The organism is Exiguobacterium sp. s83 (assembly GCF_018617095.1).
In the GTDB taxonomy this organism is placed as follows: Bacteria; Bacillota; Bacilli; order Exiguobacteriales; family Exiguobacteriaceae; genus Exiguobacterium; species Exiguobacterium profundum.
In genome coordinates this window covers 23,816-39,460 of the sequence record NZ_JACSJP010000008.1, presented here as the reverse complement: position 1 = coordinate 39,460, position 15,645 = coordinate 23,816, and the positions used below count along the sequence as shown (strand labels likewise).

The following is a 15,645-nucleotide window of genomic DNA, read 5'->3' as shown; positions in this document are numbered from 1 at the left end:
GTGACCGCCTATCTCTACCTCGGGGACATCGACTCCGCGAATGAGTGGGCGTCCAAAACAAACGACCCTGCCGTACAAGTAAAGATCGATAAATACCAAGACATTACGGCCACGATCGACGGACTGAACGAGAAACTAAAGAAAACTTCTAGCAAAGACACCTCGGCCCGTGAGAAGATTCAAGCCGCTATCGCTGCAGAAGAAGTTAACCTAGAAACGATTCTTTACTCAGATTAAGGTAGGTGAAATAATTGAGAACTCAATCTCTATCACCACGATTCCCGATACGTCTGATCTTCCCCGCCCTGTTCTGCCTATCGGTGTTACCGGTCGGGATTTTTTATCTACTGAACGGGGTCTACAACATCATTCGACAAATCATGACCCCGATATTAAAAGACGGGCTGTTGGCCGGAGCGGCGATTCCGACGCTCTCACTGTCCTTGTTCTTGGAGGTGAGTCTTCCATCTTCGACTGTCTTGCTCGGGCTGATCGCGTTCAGTTTGTTCATCGGACTGGTCGTGTTCGGCAAGGTATGGTTGAACTTCCGGGACCTGCGGAAGAATCAGAAAGGGAGCGCCCGCTTCACCTCGTTCGATGAACTGAAGCAACAGTACCGTCGCGTCCCGGACCGGAAGAAGCGGTATGACGGATTAGGTGGCGTTCCCGTTGGACGAATCAAGAACGAGCTGTTCATCGATGACTCGCCCGTCAACAATCTCGTCATCGGGACGACCCGATCCGGGAAGGGCGAGACGTTCGTCTTCTCGACGATCGACCTATACAGCCGGGCACGTGACCAGGCGAGTTTGATCATCAACGACCCGAAAGGTGAGCTCTTCGCCGCCTCGAAGGAGACGCTCGAGCAACGCGGTTATCAGGTCGAAGTGTTGAACCTGATGAACCCGCTCCAATCGATGTCGTACAACCTGTTGCAACTGACGATCGACGCATTTCTCGAGGAGAACTATTCGCTCGCCCAACAGTATGCGCGCTCGGTCGCGTTCATGTTGTACCATGATCCGAAGGCACGGGACCCGTTCTGGGCCAACTCGTCAATCGACCTGTGTACGGCGCTCATCCTCGGGCTCTGTGAAGAGGCGAAGGACACACCGGAGAAGATCAACATGTACAACGTCGCACTCATGCTCTCGGATTTAGGATCACGGACGGTGGTGACGCGACAAGGGCAGGAGATTTCGGCACTCGACGAGTTCTTTCAGCGGTTCCCGGAGAACCACCCGGCCCGGCTCCAATTCGCGACGCTCCATTTCTCCGGTGGGCAGACGCGGGCGAGCATCCTGGCCAATACGAACGCGAAACTTGGGATCTTCACGTTGAACGGGACCGGGAAGCTGACGTCGATGAACTCACTCGACATGCGACGCATCGGATTCAACCGCTGGATCAGCGGACGGAGCGAGCCTTTGACACGGCTCACGGTCAGATTCCCCGACGGGACGACCCATGCGCTCACGACGGACGACGACGGCAGCTTCATCGTCTACCATACGTCACCACTCCAAATCGGGGACATCGTTCAAATCTCAACCGACTCAAGCACTGCGACGATCCAGCTGGAAGCGCGTGACGCGGAGAGTGGACGGTTCCACTACGCAGTCGACGGGACGATACAGATCCGTGAAGTGATGTACCAGCTCCGTCCCGTGGCGGTGTTCCTCATCGTACCGGACTATGACCCGACATTCAACGTCATCGCCTCGCTCTACATCAAACAGGTGTACACGGCGCTCGCCCGGGTCGCCTCGCAGACGAAACAGGGTAAATGCGAGCGTCAAGTAGTCTTCTTACTCGATGAGTTCGGCAACATGCCGCCGATCGAAGGCATGGCCAATATCATCACAGTCTGTCTCGGCCGGAACATGCGCTTCAACCTCGTCATCCAGGCCTACTCCCAACTCGAGAACCTATACGGAGAGGATTGGAAGACGATTGACGGCAACTGTGGGAACACACACTATCTGTTGACCGCGGACGAGTCGACCGCCGAACTGATCTCGAAGAAGCTCGGTGAGGCGACCATCGTCACGAAATCGCGGTCCGGGCAGACGTTCTCGCTCAAAAAATCGAAGACGGAGAACGTGGACGGCCGTCGGCTCATGACGGCGACCGAAGTCATGGGACTCAAAGAAGGTGAGTTGCTCATCATCCGTGTCATCAAGCGTCAGGATACGAAGAAACGGCGTATCCAGTCGTATCCGATTTTCTTAACCGGCAAGACGGCGATGAAGTACCGCTACGAATACCTGGCGGACGACTTCGACACAGACCGCTCCCTGCATGACATCGACATCCCCTGCCGCCACGCCGGTCTCGACTTTGAACAGATCCGTATCCGCTTTACGCAGAAAGAAGACGAGACGGAAGCGAACACGTCATCGATTCAGGAAGACAAGTCTTTGACGGTACGGGACGTGCTTCAGGACAGCATCCTCCGCTCGATGTTCGAAGGACATGATATCGGCGGGATGTCCCTCCCCGAGTTCGAGACGAACCTGAACCTAGGAGTTTACGACGTCACCGACAGCCAGAAGAGCTTTTTGAGCACGATGATCGCGAAGCGACTCGAGAAACTGAAGCAAGGTACACCGTAGAGAGGAGGCCGAACCCATGGCCGAGAGTGCGAGAGAGAAGCGAATTCAGAACGAATTGCGTGTCGTTGCAAGAATCATCGAGACGCAACGCGTCCGCCTCGAACGGGGCGACGTACTCAATATCCAGACGACCGATGGCTTTCTGACCGTCTATCAGGACGACACCTCAGACACCCCGAAAACTGTTACACTAATAGATAAGTTCGACTTCCGCGTCAACCTGAAAGTCGCGGATCTATTGAAGGGGAAAATCGTCTGACGGAGGGGTAAACGTTATGAGGAAACTACTTGCGGGTACTTTAGGAATCAGCTTGTTTTTACTTGGAGCTTGCTCAAATTCCAATGAGTCTTTGGTTCAACGTGATATTGAACACGTTGAGAAGGTCATGACAGCCGAAGAGGATGATTATTTGCTGATTGTAAAAGAAGAAGATGGTGAATTCGAAGAGTTCGTTGAATTCGTAAAAGAGGTAGCGAACGAAGAGAACCAACAAGTCACGCTCTATAATACGTTTCAGCCAGATGGAGAGACACTTGTCGATCGTGGTAACTTTGAATACACTGACGAACTAAAAGGTGCCGTTTTATACTCTATTCAAGATGGAAACGTCACAGATGAAATCAATGTTGGAATGTTAACGGCGGACAATTACGAACAACAGTTAGCGGACTTCTTTACTAGGACTCAGTAGATTGGGGGTCTTTCAATGGCTGATTCCGATTTAATCACCAAATTACAGGAATACGAAGATGTACTCCAAATAAGTAGTATGGTCAATGATGCACTGCGCTCAATGGGTTGGATTCTTGTCAGAGGACTATCAGTCTTGATTGACGGCCTTGAATCAATCACGGATCAAATCCTATTAACCAATACATTTTTCAATAATGACCAAGTGGTTGAATTCGTTCTTACGATTCAACCTTTTTTGTATGTTCTTTTAGCAGGAAGTTTCTTGTTTACTGGGTACTTGTTGATTTTCCAAAAGAAATTTGAACGTGAGAGTTTTTTGATCAACCTGTTCATCACACTATTGATCTTAGGTTTACTTTCACCAACTATGAGCCGAATTCAGGAGTTCTCTGATGAAGCAATCGCAGAAATCGGAACAGATTCGCTTTACGACAGAGAAGCTTCATTATCTGAGAGTATCTTAAAACGGAATGTACATGATTTGATTGAGCACGATTCGAAGAACTTTGATGCTACTACAGGAGAATCATTAAATGCCATTCCGACTGAGTTGATTGATAATATCCGAATCAATGAGATTTTCGACAAGAACAACTATGACTTATCGGCAACCGGAAACAAATTGGCCGAGTCCTACATTCTATGGAACGGAAAAGAGACAAGTCTCGGTAAACTCGACCAAGGTGGCGTCGAGTGGAACAACCAGTATTACTACCGCTATCAGCCGAACTGGTTGACCATCTTCGTGACGCTCGGGATCATGGGCTTCACGCTGTTTTCCATTGCTTATAAACTGGCGCGTCTCTCGTTCGAGCTTGCTTTCAACTATGTCCTGGCGATTATCGTCGCACCGGCCGACCTGCACAGTGGCCAAAAGACGAAGAAGGTCATCCAAAGCATTTTGAACACGTTCCTCGTGATTATCCTGATCTTCGTTTCGATCAAACTGTACACGATCGGGACCGCCTATCTCGCAGAGACGTTGGACGGGTTCGCCTACCTGATTGCCCTCATCGCCTTCTCGGTCGCCTTGATTGATGGACCGAACATGGTCGAGCGGCTGTTTGGGATCGATGCCGGACTCAAACGGGGCTGGGGTGTTGCGCTCGGCGCCTATGCCGCTGGGAAAGGCGTGACTTCGGCAGGTGCCCACGCAGTCTCGAAGGTCGCGCGTGCCACACAAGGCACACCAAAGATGCCATCGCTCCATGAGGCCGCGACGACACGGATGGATTCAAACTCCGTTCTTCAGAATGGTTCACCGCTTAGTGCGGCGAGCCAAGCTCCACAAAGGATGGACAATGAGCGACAGATTGATTCGAATGAGTTCGACCAGGCGAATCAAACCGCCAGTCGCACGCAGACCGACCAAGAGAAACCGACAAATCCGAAGGACGTTGCGCAACCAATCAGTGGTAAAGAATCAGAACTGGAAACGCAAGGTTCTCCACACGGGAAGGAAGCATCGGGCCGCACGTCTCCCGAATCGATCCATGCGACGAACCCTGAATCAAATACCGAACGTGGGCCCGACCATCGAACGACGTCATCCGAGACGCAAAGACCGGACTCGATTCACGACCATTCAAGCTCTGGTCATTCTCCAATCCCTAGTTCGTCGCCTATCGAACCGATCACTCGTTCTATCGATACCGCATCCGGACCCGACAATCGTCAAAGCGAATCGGTAGCCGGAGAAGCCCAGACGTCACCGACACACCATGACGTACCACGTTCAAACGGCTCATCTTCGTCTTCGTCATCTGCGCCGGATTCAAATGACACGGTATCAGAGAAACGTCAAGGACACGCTAGACGAACTATCCATCAGGACACCGTGATTGATGTAGAGACCGAGGTCATCGAACAGGTACGTGAGAATCAGACACACCGTCATAGCCAGCACCAGGAAGAGACGCGACGAATCTATCCGACCTCACCACCGCGTCCTGACCATATTGAGAAGAAGGAGTGATGACCCATGCGCAAATACCGGATCCCGAACGAGGTCACGACCGAACTGAAGATCAACAAGATGCTCTATTTGCACGACTTCCTGTTCCTCGTCGGGCTCATCGTGCTCCGGCTCGTGACGCTCCCGTTCATCCCGTCGGTGCTACACATTCCGTTCACGGTCTTCCTCGTCGTCTTCGGGCTGTTCATGGTACTCCGGCCGGTGACGAACCCGCAGAAGCGGATGGTCCACGCGCTCTATTACGCATTCATCAAACGGAAAGACACCTATCTCGCGCTCGATGCGCAGAGAAAAGGACGTGATTGAGATGGCGTTCATCGAAGACACGCTAAAGGAACCGAGATGCACAGGCACCTGGCTCGACGAACAGGACGTCGTCGAGAGACGGAAGGTCAAAGACAAAGTCGTCGTCAAACCGACGGTCGCCGCACTGATGCCGATCGTCGACATCACCGGGAATGATGCATTCGAGATGCGGGATGGGACGTATCTTGACATGGTCCAGCTCACCTCGAAGGACATCTATTCGTTGAACGAGGAAGAAAAGGACCATGACGTGTTCTCGCTCGCCTATCTTTTGCAGGCGTACACGCATCCACTCAAGGTCGTGCCACTGAACACACCACTCAGTCTCGAGCGGCAGAAAATCAGCATCGAACGACAGATTCGACAAAATCAGACACCGGCCTACCTGCCTTTTCTACTCAAAAAAAAGCAGGAGCTCGAATACCTCGAGGAGCATCGCACCAATCGCGATTATCTCCTCTTTTTTTATGCCGACGACGAGCGGACATTGCGCGAGCGGAAGACACACCTCTATAAACTGCTCCGCCGCTCGAACCCGATGCGCGAGCTGACGCTCGATCAGAAGGTGCATGTGCTCTATCAGCTGAACAACCCGAACACGAAACCACAACTCGACGCCTGAAGAAAGGAGTGACGCGCATGTGGCAGCGCCTGCGTGACAAATTGTCCAGACACCAGGACCCGGAGACCGTCAAGGTCGAGAAAGGCTACAATCCCGACGTCATCGCCAAGATCCAGCCGCAGGGCGGCATTAAGTTCGACGCCAACTTCGTCCGGCTCGGGGATGGCTATCTGTCATGCCTCCATGTCTATAAATATCAGTCGCTCGTCTATGATTACTGGCTCGAACCCATCCTGAACATGCCTGGCGTCTTGACGACGCTCGACATCGGGACGGCCGACAAGCGTGAAATCATCCAGACCATCAACAAATCGATGGCTGAACAGAACACACGCTTCGAGAACGCGAAGGACAACATCGACCGCATCGATGCCCGGGAGACGTATAAGGAACTGAACGAACTCTACGAACAGATCACCCAAGGCGAGACGATGAAGTATCTGCATCTCCGCCTCTATGTGAAGGCGAAGACGCTCGACGCGCTCGAGGTGAAAGTACAGGAGGTGATGGAAGAACTCGAGGCCCGGAACTTCCGCTCGACGATTTTCCTGAACGAACAGGAATGGGAGTGGCAGAGCCTCTTCACGAGCTATGACCAGCAACAAAGGCTCCCGAATCGGCGCCGTGGGAAAGAGATCCCTTCCCTCTCCATCGCCGGCGGCTATCCGTTCCATTTCACATCGCTCCAGGATGCGACCGGAACATATTACGGGACGACCGACACGAACGGCAGCGTCATCTTCGACCTGTTCCATAAGGACAAACAGCGAAAATTCTATAACGCGCTCATGATCGGCAAGATGGGGTCCGGCAAGTCGACGCTCCTTAAGAAAACCGTTCTCGACCAGGCGATCAAGGGCAACAAAATACGCATCCTCGACGTCACGGGCGAGTTCTCCGACCTCGTGCGCCAGCTCGGCGGGAAAGAGATCGCGCTCGACGGGTCGGCCGGGCTCATCAACCCGCTCCATGTCTATAAAACAGTGACGAACAACGACGGCAGCGCCAACGAGGCACTCTCGTTCATGCAGCATCTGTCGAAGATGGCCGTGTTTTACCACTACATCAACCCGGCGGCGACACAGGAAGAGACGAACGAGTTCGAGATCCTACTTCGGGACCTGTACGTCCGGCACGGACTCTGGGACGAACAGGGCGAACTGCCGATCACGACGCATCCGGCGAACCAATACCCGACGTTCTCCGATTTCTTGAAACTCGTGCGTCGTGAGCTCTACACGGACGACACACGCACCTCGATCAAAGAAGCGATCAGTCCGAACCGGGTGCGACGTCTCGAGAACATCGAGCTCGCCGTCACGAACCTCGTTCATAACTACGGCAACATCTTCGACGGGCACTCCTCGATCGACCGGTTCGACGAGGAGCTCATCGTGTCGTTCCCGCTCCGAAACCTGACGAGTCTGCGGGACGAGGTGTTCCAGGCGCAGGTGTTCTCACTGATGAATATGCTGTGGGACGGGATGATCGCCAACGGCTCGAGTCAACTGAAAGCCTATAACCAGGGCGTGCTCCGGACCGAAGAGGCATGCAAGTACCTCATCGTCATCGACGAAGCGCACCACTTGATCAACACGCGCGACATCGCGCAACCGGCCATCCTGTATCTGCAACGCTGCATGCGCGAAGCGCGCAAATATTTCGGCGGCATCTTCTTCGTATCGCACTTGATCACCGACTTCGTGCCGGCCGGATCAAAATCCGAGAATGCCGAGAACGTCAAGTCGCTCTTTCAGTTGACGCAGTACAAGATCATCGGCGAACAAGACGCAGAGAGCATCCCGATCATCCAGACGGTGTTTGATGGCCAACTCTCGAATTCCGAGATGCGGATCATCCCCTCGCTCGAGACGGGGCGTGTCGTCCTCAGCATCTCAGGCGTACAGAACCTCATCTTTGACGTCGATGTCGCGCCAGAAGAACTCGCCCTGTTCGGTGGAGGTGCCTGATGTGGGCAACCGCGAAACGGACGGCCCGCTTCGCCGTCACAGCGAAATGGCAGCTCGCGACGCTCAAGTGGCGGCTCATCCTACTTGGCATCGCGGCACTCGTCTTGTTCCTGGTCATTCTCATCGTCGGCATCCTCGACACGCTCACAGGTGTCCAGAACGAACAACCGACCGACGTCCCGTTCGATACGGCAGGAGGTCTACAGGTGAGCGACCAAGTGCTTCAATATCGGAGCTTGGTCGAATCGGAACTGTCGAAGCACGGACTGGCCGAACAGACGAATCTCGTGCTCGCGCTCATGATGCAGGAGAGCGGTGGACGCGGGAACGACCCGATGCAGGCGAGCGAATCGAAGTGTGGACGGATTGGGTGCATCACCTCCCCCGAGGAGAGCATCGCCTACGGCATCAAGCATTTCGCATCCGTCTTCGAACGGGCGAACCGCGACGTGCAGCTCACGTTACAGAGTTACAACTTCGGCGGCGGCTTCATCGATTATGTCCAGGAGAACGGCGGACGCTATTCGAAAGAACTCGCCATCTCGTTCTCCCAGATGATGTACCAACGCGTAAAACACACCGGTATCTACCGTTGTCATCGCCCGAGCGCGGTCCAGCACGGCGCCTGTTATGGGGACATCGAATACGTCGACGCAGTGTTGAAATATCTTGCGCCGGTCGCCGTCGCCGACGGTGTCATCACGAAAGAGCTATTGTCGGGGTTACGTTCCCCGCTCGCCATCCCGCTCAACGTGACATCGCGTTTCGGCTGGCGCGTCGTCTTCGGACAACGGGATAACCACACTGGTATCGACTTCAGTTGCACCCCGTCCGATACAATCCACGCAGTCAAAAGCGGCACCGTCATCTATAGCGGGAACCGCGGACCGTACGGCAATCTCGTCCAGATCCGGCACGACAACTACATCACGGCGTATGCGCACCTGAGTCGTCTCGGCGTCAAGACCGGACAACAGATCAAAGCCGGTCAGGCGCTCGGGTACTGCGGCACGACCGGCCGATCGAGCGGGAACCATCTGCATTTCGAGATCAAGACGGCTGAATGGTCCGGTCATATCGATCCCGCCCCGGTCTTCGGTTTCTAAGTCATGCATGTATGGAAAGGAGGAGGAAGAATGAACTTCACCGCACGTCACCTCGCGTATCTGTTCGGGGTACTGCTTCTTATTTCACTCGCGGCGAACGTCTTTTTCTATCAACAAGTGACGGCTGTCACGAGTACTTCAGACACGAGTGAGACGAAACATGAGAGCGTCACTTCCCTTGAATCGGCAACCTCCGAGGATACGTCAGCGGACACCGAACAAGTCGTCGCTTCGACGGAGACGGAACGAATGGAAGAGCTGACGACACGCGCGACGCGCTTCATCGAGTACGCCTTCACCATCACGAAGGACAGTTACACGACCCAGAAACGACAGGCGAAGGACGTCATGTCGGAGGAACTCGCGGCCACGCTCTTCGCCGCTGACGGCAGTGATGTCGGCACGTTCGAGACGACCGTCCGCGACATCGAGGTGTTCCCTTCTGTCTCCGGAATAGATTGCCTCGTCCGGTTCGAACAAGACCTGTTGATCACCGAGACGGGTTATGAAGAGACGGCGCAAGAACTGTTGGCCCTGACGTTCGAGTCCATCGACGGACGTTTGGTCGTCACAGAGATGGAAGATCTGACACCGGAAGGAGGAATCTAGATGCGACGACAAACACGACGGCGTCTCACCCAGAACGTCTCCCGGTTCTACCTCGTACTCGGCGTATTCTTTATCGTCGGCTTCCTCTTCTTCGGTACCTCGTCGTTCTTCTTCGCCGAGGAGGCACCGGTCAATGAGACGCCGATCAACGAGGCAATCCGACTCTCGAACGGGGAGACCGTGACGCTCCACGCGTCTAGTTACGATACGGAGACGAAGACAATGCGCATCCGACTCTCGCTCGATGAGACACCGAATAACACAAACGATCATCTCTTCCGCTATGTCTATAAGGCACGTCCGGATTCCGAAAAGGAAGTTGTGTTGCTGTACGAACGGAACGACCAATACGTGCTCGAATTGGAGGATATACCGAACGACTTCGACCAACTCGCCATCCGGATCTACGGATTGGATGAGTCACACTCATTCGATGAACTGACACCTGAGGAACGAGAGGACCGTCTTTTGACATCCCTCTATGCCGACCGTCGTACCATCGAACAAGCCAACCACAGTTCATCTGACGAGACAACTTTCACGAGATTATTCGTCAAGGACGAGCTCACGGAGACAGAGCAACAATTAGAAAAAGCACAACAGTCAGTCGAGGCGCAGCGACAACAAATCAAGCGACTCGACCGTGACAAAGAGGAGCTTGAAGACGAACTCCCCTACCTCTCGCTCGACGAACAGGTCGAACAAGAGAACGAAATTTTCGATCTTGGCCGAAAACGTGATGAGCTCAACCTGGAACTCGAGAAGCTCGAACAGTCGGTCGTAGCGCTCGAAGAAAAGCACGACAAGTTGCGCGTTCGGCTCCGGGAACTGTCGATTTAAGTGGCACATTTCGTGCCAAATCGCTGATTTTACTGGCACATTTCGTGCCATTTTCGGACTTTTGGTGATATCACGGAAACCCCAGGCTCTGCCTGGGCTATCACGACAAGTGATAGCAGTTTCCCCTTATGCTCTTTGAACGAACTTTTCGGACGTCGGCAAAATATAGCCTCTAGAAAGGTGGTCAGGCAGATGGATCTGTTACTCCGCGACATCGACCCCGTCATCGTGAAGCAAATCGATGAGTGGGCGAAGGAACATAATCGCTCCCGGCAACAATATTTGAAAGAACTGCTCGCCTCCTGGTGCGCGAACGGCATCCAATCGACGCAAGTCGAGCGGCTCGAACGACAGCTCGAGGCGAACACGCTCCACTTGAAACGGAGTGCGGACGAGCTCGCCCAGGTGACCCGTTTGTTGAGTGAGGTGATGCAGGATGCGTGAGACACCCGGTGTCGTCATCAAGTCGAAGTTCAAGGTGCCTAGTACAAAAAAGAAATCGCGGCAGTACACGACATACCTCGACTACATCAATCGACCGGATGCGAAAGACAGCCGCGAACAGTTCGAGACGTATCACGACTATATGGAAGACGAGACGAAGTCGAGCGGTCTGTTTACACGCGAGGACGACCGGTTGAATTACGAAAAACGTCGCGCCGTCCGTGACATCTTCAAGCAAGCGCAAGAGAACGGGAGCATCCTCTGGCAGGACGTCATCTCATTCGATAACACCTGGCTACGCGAGACCGGTGTGCTCCACGATGACCTCGTCGACGAGAAACGGTTGATCCAGGCGACACGGAACGCGGTCGAGGCAATGCTCCAAAAAGAAAAGATGGTTCATGCCTACTGGACCGGTGCCGTGCATTACAACACCGACAACATCCACGTGCATGTCGCCATCGTCGAGACGAGCCATATACGCGAGCGCGGCAAACGCAAACCGAAATCAATCGAGCTGATGAAGTCGAAGGTCATCCATTCCCTCGCTGACCGGACGAAAGAACAGGAGAAACTGAACGCGTTCATAAGAGACGAACTGATCGCCCATAAACGGAACCGGAAGATCCAAACGCTCCCGAACCGTGTCCTGCATCCGGAGCTCGTCCGTCAGTTCAAGGACATCTATGAGCGGTTGCCGGAAGACAAACGACAGTGGCGCTACAACATGAACGGGATGCAGCCGCTCCGTGAATCGCTCGATCATCTGACCGACCGCTATATCGCCATTCACTTCAAATCAGAGTTCCAAGCCTTCAACGAGCGGCTCGAACAGGAGGTAGCGTTCCATCATCGCAGCTACGGCGACACGGAGAAGGCCGAGCATTACCGGACGACGAAGCGACAGGATCTCTACACCCGGATGGGGAATGCCATCCTCGCTGAGATGCGAGACTTGTCAAAGGAACAAATGACACTTGAAAAAATTGAAGCCCCTAAACATCCGGTCCGACGCGCGTTCAACCAACAAAAGATATTCAACGAATCAATCTACCGTATCGAGCGGCACATGAATGACGAATTCGAACATTTGAAGAACCAACGAGCTTTCGAACAGCTGGAACGGGACATCGAATATGGAAAGTGAGGGAGGACGATGGAAGAGTTGAGACAGATCCGTCTCCGATTAAAGCCGGAGACGGTCGCGTATTTAGAAGAGTTCGCCGACGACAAACGCTTCGGCCATCTCGGTCAGGTCATCGACCATATCGCAGACGAGCATAAACAACTGGCTGACGGGAAGTGGGACATGCAGTTCCTCACCCGCTCGATCAGCACGCAGGTTACAAGTCATATCGAGGAGTTAATGAACAAGCAGGTGTCGACGGAACTCGAGCGGATCCGACTCGCCGCGAACCGTTCCGATCGCCACGGGCAGATCCTGACAGAGCTTCTGCAGGCGCTGATGCAGACCGAGGGCATCGAGGACATCATGACGACGGATCAATTCAAGCCGACGTTTCTCGCGACGGCGGAACGCATCGTCCAGGAGCGCATCGAACACCAAAAACAGAAGAAGGACACATTAACTGTTGAGAGAGGATGAATCTTATGCGACCACTTGACCGTCCCTTCACGATGGGACAACTGTTGACGCTTCAACCGGATACCGTCACGGTCCTCATCTATGGAAAGCGATACGACATGCCGGTGTCCGTTTCCGAGCACCAACTTTTGACCGCCGTCGCGCAAGACGAGATCGTCTTGCTTCCCGTCAATTTCGAGCGGACACAGCTGTTACTCGACATACCGGAAACGTCGCCACAACTCGAGCGTGAACTGGACGAATTTGCGGATAGTGATGAATCTGTCACCGACTTGTTGAAGGAAGGAGTCTGACACGATGGCCAAGATGAAGACGAACGAAGAACGGAAGGCCGAGCTCGAGGCCTTGACCGAACAGATGGGAAAACAGATCGACAGCTACTTCGAGAGTCCGGAAAAAATCCGGGAACATCTACAGTTCCTCGGCAAGTTTCATCAATACTCGATGCGGAACGCAATTTTGATCGAGTCCCAATTCCCCGGCGCGGTCGCGGTCGGCTCTTACCCGTTCTGGGAAAAGCAAGGCGCACAGGTCCAAAAAGGTGAGCGTGGCATCAAAGTATTTGTCCCGAACCCGGTGACGTATGTCTTGCACAAAGATGAATGGGTACCGCTCAGCAAGGCACCGAAGCCAATCAAGGACGGCGTGAAACAAGGACGCATCCCGTCACGCAAGATGATGTACTTCAAGATCGGTCACGTGTTCGAGTACACGCAGACCGACGCACGCGAGAAAGGAATCGAGGTCTCGGACATCTTCAAACGGTATCACCGGGACGGCGGGATGGAGAACGAACAAGACATCCGTGACGCCTTGACGACGCTCGCGGATGCCCGGAATGTGACGCTGTTGGATGAACCGCTCGACGAGATCGGAACGGCGAAGGGCTGTTACTATCCGGAGCTACATGCGATTGCCTTGAACCCGCGGAACTCATCTATCGAGGACATCAGCGTCCTGATCCACGAGCTTGCCCATGCGGAGCTACACAATCAGGAGCGGAATTTTGAACGCGATCAACCGCTCACGGCACCCGAGAAGGAGTTCCAAGCCGAGATGGTCGCCTATGTCGTCTCACATCAACTCGGGTTCTCGACGGACGACTTCTCGCTCTCCTATCTGGCCGGTTGGACGAAAGACAAGGAACTCCTCGACAAGGAAAAATTGTTGCAGGAGGTCCACCAGACGTCCGCAGGCTTCCTCGAACATATCGAGACACACTTAGAAAAGGTGAACACCTTGCAACAGGAGAAAGAGCAGAGCCCTCTTGATTACCTTGAACAGCTGGAGCGGCCAATGGGATGGAAAGACGCTGACCTCAGTCTTTATGAACGGGTGCATGCCGTACAAAGTGTGTTCCCCGAGGAGGTGGAGCCCTATCTGAACGCAAAAGCGGCCCTCGAGACGAACCTGAAGGTGGATCGCGTCGATGAGCCGCTCATGTATATTCATGGTATGGGTCTCGGGTTTCAGCAGTTCGGCATCGCCAATAATCATGACTTCAGTGAAGATCAGCTTGTGGCTTATACAATCGCATTACCGAATCAACCATTGGTCAGTGGTCACTTCGTCCCGGAAAGTGCCGTACATCCTTTACACCATCTTGAAAAAACCAATCGTTTGGAGAGACCGGTCCTGAAATCGCTTGAAAATCACTGGCATGACGTGTTGTTAGATGAAGAACAAAAGTCCCTTTCAAGAATTTCATTGTTTAACATCGAAAGACTCTGGTGACATTCGTGGGTATGATGATTTTAAAATTCATACCCTTTTCAATTTCAGAGCGCTGCCATTGCTTTTACCTCATACATTTTGTGTAAGCATATGAGCAGCTGTTTCACGCATATCTTGTAGGTCAGATATCTCTGCGAATTCAGCTACAGTTATTGCGCTGGTTGTTAACAACTCAATTATATGCTCATCCATTCTTGACCATGTTCTTCCGCCTGCATTGTCGTAAGCATCGAGTAACTTTGTCAAACCATCCTTACCAAACAGTAATAGATGTGATAGAAAATCCACAGATGTGTCCGCAATACTAATTTCTGTCCAATCTATCAAACCAGAGACCTCAAAATTCTTATTTATTAGTATGTGGCCAGGGTGTAAATCCCCGTGGCTTACACCTACATGCGATGGCCATAGCGAATCATTCGCCAACCATTCTTGCCAACGCTCCCATAGCTCTGAATTCACATGATACTTCTGTCTCACCTTCTCCATCCGTATCTTCATTGAACTGTTTAAATCTCTAGCATATAGAGTTTTGATACCGATTTCTTTGAAGTGTCGATGTGGTAATGTGTGTAGTTCTGCCAACACTTTACCTAATGACTGATAGTAAGATTGTGGTGTATTCTCTTTGTCAAAACTCCAAATGTAATCTTGTTGCTCTACATCAATTGTTGCAACCGGAACACCATCTAATTGCTTATACGCAATTAGTTCATCATCAAAAATTGACCAATTTGGAACTTGAAAACTCACATGTTCTTCCATAATTTCTAGTGCCCCCTTTTCTTTCAAGGCGCTCCTCATCGAATCTAATCTTCGAGGAATTCTTAGTATCCACTTGCTACCAAGCGTATCTTTTGCATAAGCAACTTGAAAATCAACACCCGATTCATTTACCACAATGCTATTCTCTAACACATCTAATCCTTTATTTTTTGCAAGCCGTTTAAATTCGTTCATGATTTGTTCCTCCAATTTTTATGTTGTGCGATAAGCAAGTGAAATGTATGCATTTTTAATACTTTTTCATTTCAATCTTTTCTAATTAGACTTAACTAAATGAAGTCATAAAAAAATCACAGACAAAATGGTGTCTGTGATCAAGAGTAAATGAGCTACAACCA

The 15,645-nt window shown here is 52.4% G+C and carries 17 protein-coding genes; 16 read left to right on the top strand and 1 reads right to left on the bottom strand.

Features of this window, described 5'->3' with window-relative positions; genetic code table 11:
- The 16 genes from KNO73_RS14670 to KNO73_RS14595 form a co-directional block, all read left to right on the top strand.
- Positions 1 to 237: hypothetical protein (locus KNO73_RS14670; RefSeq protein ID WP_215112694.1), on the top strand; the 237-nt coding region annotated here is incomplete at its 5' end.
- A 14-nt stretch (positions 238 to 251) separates the two neighbouring features.
- Positions 252 to 2,615, top strand: coding sequence for a VirD4-like conjugal transfer protein, CD1115 family (locus tag KNO73_RS14665; RefSeq protein ID WP_215112693.1), 2,364 nt, complete (start codon positions 252 to 254; stop codon positions 2,613 to 2,615).
- 16 nt (positions 2,616 to 2,631) lie between these two features.
- Entirely contained in the window at positions 2,632 to 2,874 is a 243-nt protein-coding gene (locus KNO73_RS14660) for a hypothetical protein (protein ID WP_012390470.1), read from the top strand.
- 16 nt (positions 2,875 to 2,890) lie between these two features.
- On the top strand, positions 2,891 to 3,307 hold the full coding sequence (locus KNO73_RS14655) for a hypothetical protein (RefSeq protein WP_214838218.1): 417 nt from the start codon (positions 2,891 to 2,893) through the stop codon (positions 3,305 to 3,307).
- 15 nt (positions 3,308 to 3,322) lie between these two features.
- Positions 3,323 to 5,284, top strand: coding sequence for a pLS20_p028 family conjugation system transmembrane protein (locus tag KNO73_RS14650; RefSeq protein WP_215112692.1), 1,962 nt, complete (start codon positions 3,323 to 3,325; stop codon positions 5,282 to 5,284).
- Positions 5,285 to 5,290: 6 nt separating this feature from the next.
- Entirely contained in the window at positions 5,291 to 5,590 is a 300-nt protein-coding gene (locus tag KNO73_RS14645) for a DUF5592 family protein (RefSeq protein ID WP_215112691.1), read from the top strand.
- On the top strand, positions 5,565 to 6,212 hold the full coding sequence (locus KNO73_RS14640) for a hypothetical protein (protein ID WP_215112690.1): 648 nt from the start codon (positions 5,565 to 5,567) through the stop codon (positions 6,210 to 6,212). Before KNO73_RS14645 ends, KNO73_RS14640 begins: the two co-directional genes overlap by 26 nt.
- 17 nt (positions 6,213 to 6,229) lie before the next feature.
- Positions 6,230 to 8,182: a VirB4 family type IV secretion system protein gene (locus KNO73_RS14635; RefSeq protein WP_215112689.1), complete on the top strand. Its 1,953-nt coding sequence runs from the start codon at positions 6,230 to 6,232 to the stop codon at positions 8,180 to 8,182.
- On the top strand, positions 8,182 to 9,288 hold the full coding sequence (locus KNO73_RS14630; protein ID WP_215112688.1) for a lysozyme family protein: 1,107 nt from the start codon (positions 8,182 to 8,184) through the stop codon (positions 9,286 to 9,288). Before KNO73_RS14635 ends, KNO73_RS14630 begins: the two co-directional genes overlap by 1 nt.
- A 30-nt stretch (positions 9,289 to 9,318) precedes the next feature.
- Positions 9,319 to 9,897, top strand: a complete 579-nt coding sequence (locus KNO73_RS14625; protein ID WP_215112687.1) for a hypothetical protein — start codon at positions 9,319 to 9,321, stop codon at positions 9,895 to 9,897.
- Positions 9,898 to 10,737, top strand: coding sequence for a hypothetical protein (locus tag KNO73_RS14620; RefSeq protein WP_215112686.1), 840 nt, complete (start codon positions 9,898 to 9,900; stop codon positions 10,735 to 10,737).
- A 192-nt stretch (positions 10,738 to 10,929) separates the two neighbouring features.
- The gene (locus tag KNO73_RS14615; protein ID WP_131469365.1) at positions 10,930 to 11,181 is read left to right on the top strand and encodes a hypothetical protein; all 252 of its coding nucleotides are present in this window, start codon (positions 10,930 to 10,932) and stop codon (positions 11,179 to 11,181) included.
- On the top strand, positions 11,174 to 12,328 hold the full coding sequence (gene mobP2, locus KNO73_RS14610) for a MobP2 family relaxase (protein ID WP_215112685.1): 1,155 nt from the start codon (positions 11,174 to 11,176) through the stop codon (positions 12,326 to 12,328). The genes KNO73_RS14615 and mobP2 overlap by 8 nt, the downstream gene beginning before the upstream one ends.
- A gap of 9 nt (positions 12,329 to 12,337) precedes the next feature.
- Positions 12,338 to 12,787: a hypothetical protein gene (locus tag KNO73_RS14605; RefSeq protein WP_214762886.1), complete on the top strand. Its 450-nt coding sequence runs from the start codon at positions 12,338 to 12,340 to the stop codon at positions 12,785 to 12,787.
- 5 nt (positions 12,788 to 12,792) lie between these two features.
- Complete coding sequence (locus KNO73_RS14600) at positions 12,793 to 13,080, top strand: hypothetical protein (protein ID WP_214754919.1); 288 nt, start codon at positions 12,793 to 12,795, stop codon at positions 13,078 to 13,080.
- Between the two features lie 4 nt (positions 13,081 to 13,084).
- Positions 13,085 to 14,521 (top strand): ArdC-like ssDNA-binding domain-containing protein, encoded by a 1,437-nt coding sequence (locus tag KNO73_RS14595; RefSeq protein ID WP_214754916.1) that lies wholly within the window; start codon positions 13,085 to 13,087, stop codon positions 14,519 to 14,521.
- A 69-nt stretch (positions 14,522 to 14,590) separates the two neighbouring features.
- Here KNO73_RS14595 and mphN read toward each other — a convergent pair whose 3' ends face one another.
- Positions 14,591 to 15,481, bottom strand: coding sequence for a macrolide 2'-phosphotransferase MphN (gene mphN, locus KNO73_RS14590; RefSeq protein WP_029596482.1), 891 nt, complete (start codon positions 15,479 to 15,481; stop codon positions 14,591 to 14,593).
- Positions 15,482 to 15,645 lie beyond the last annotated feature (164 nt).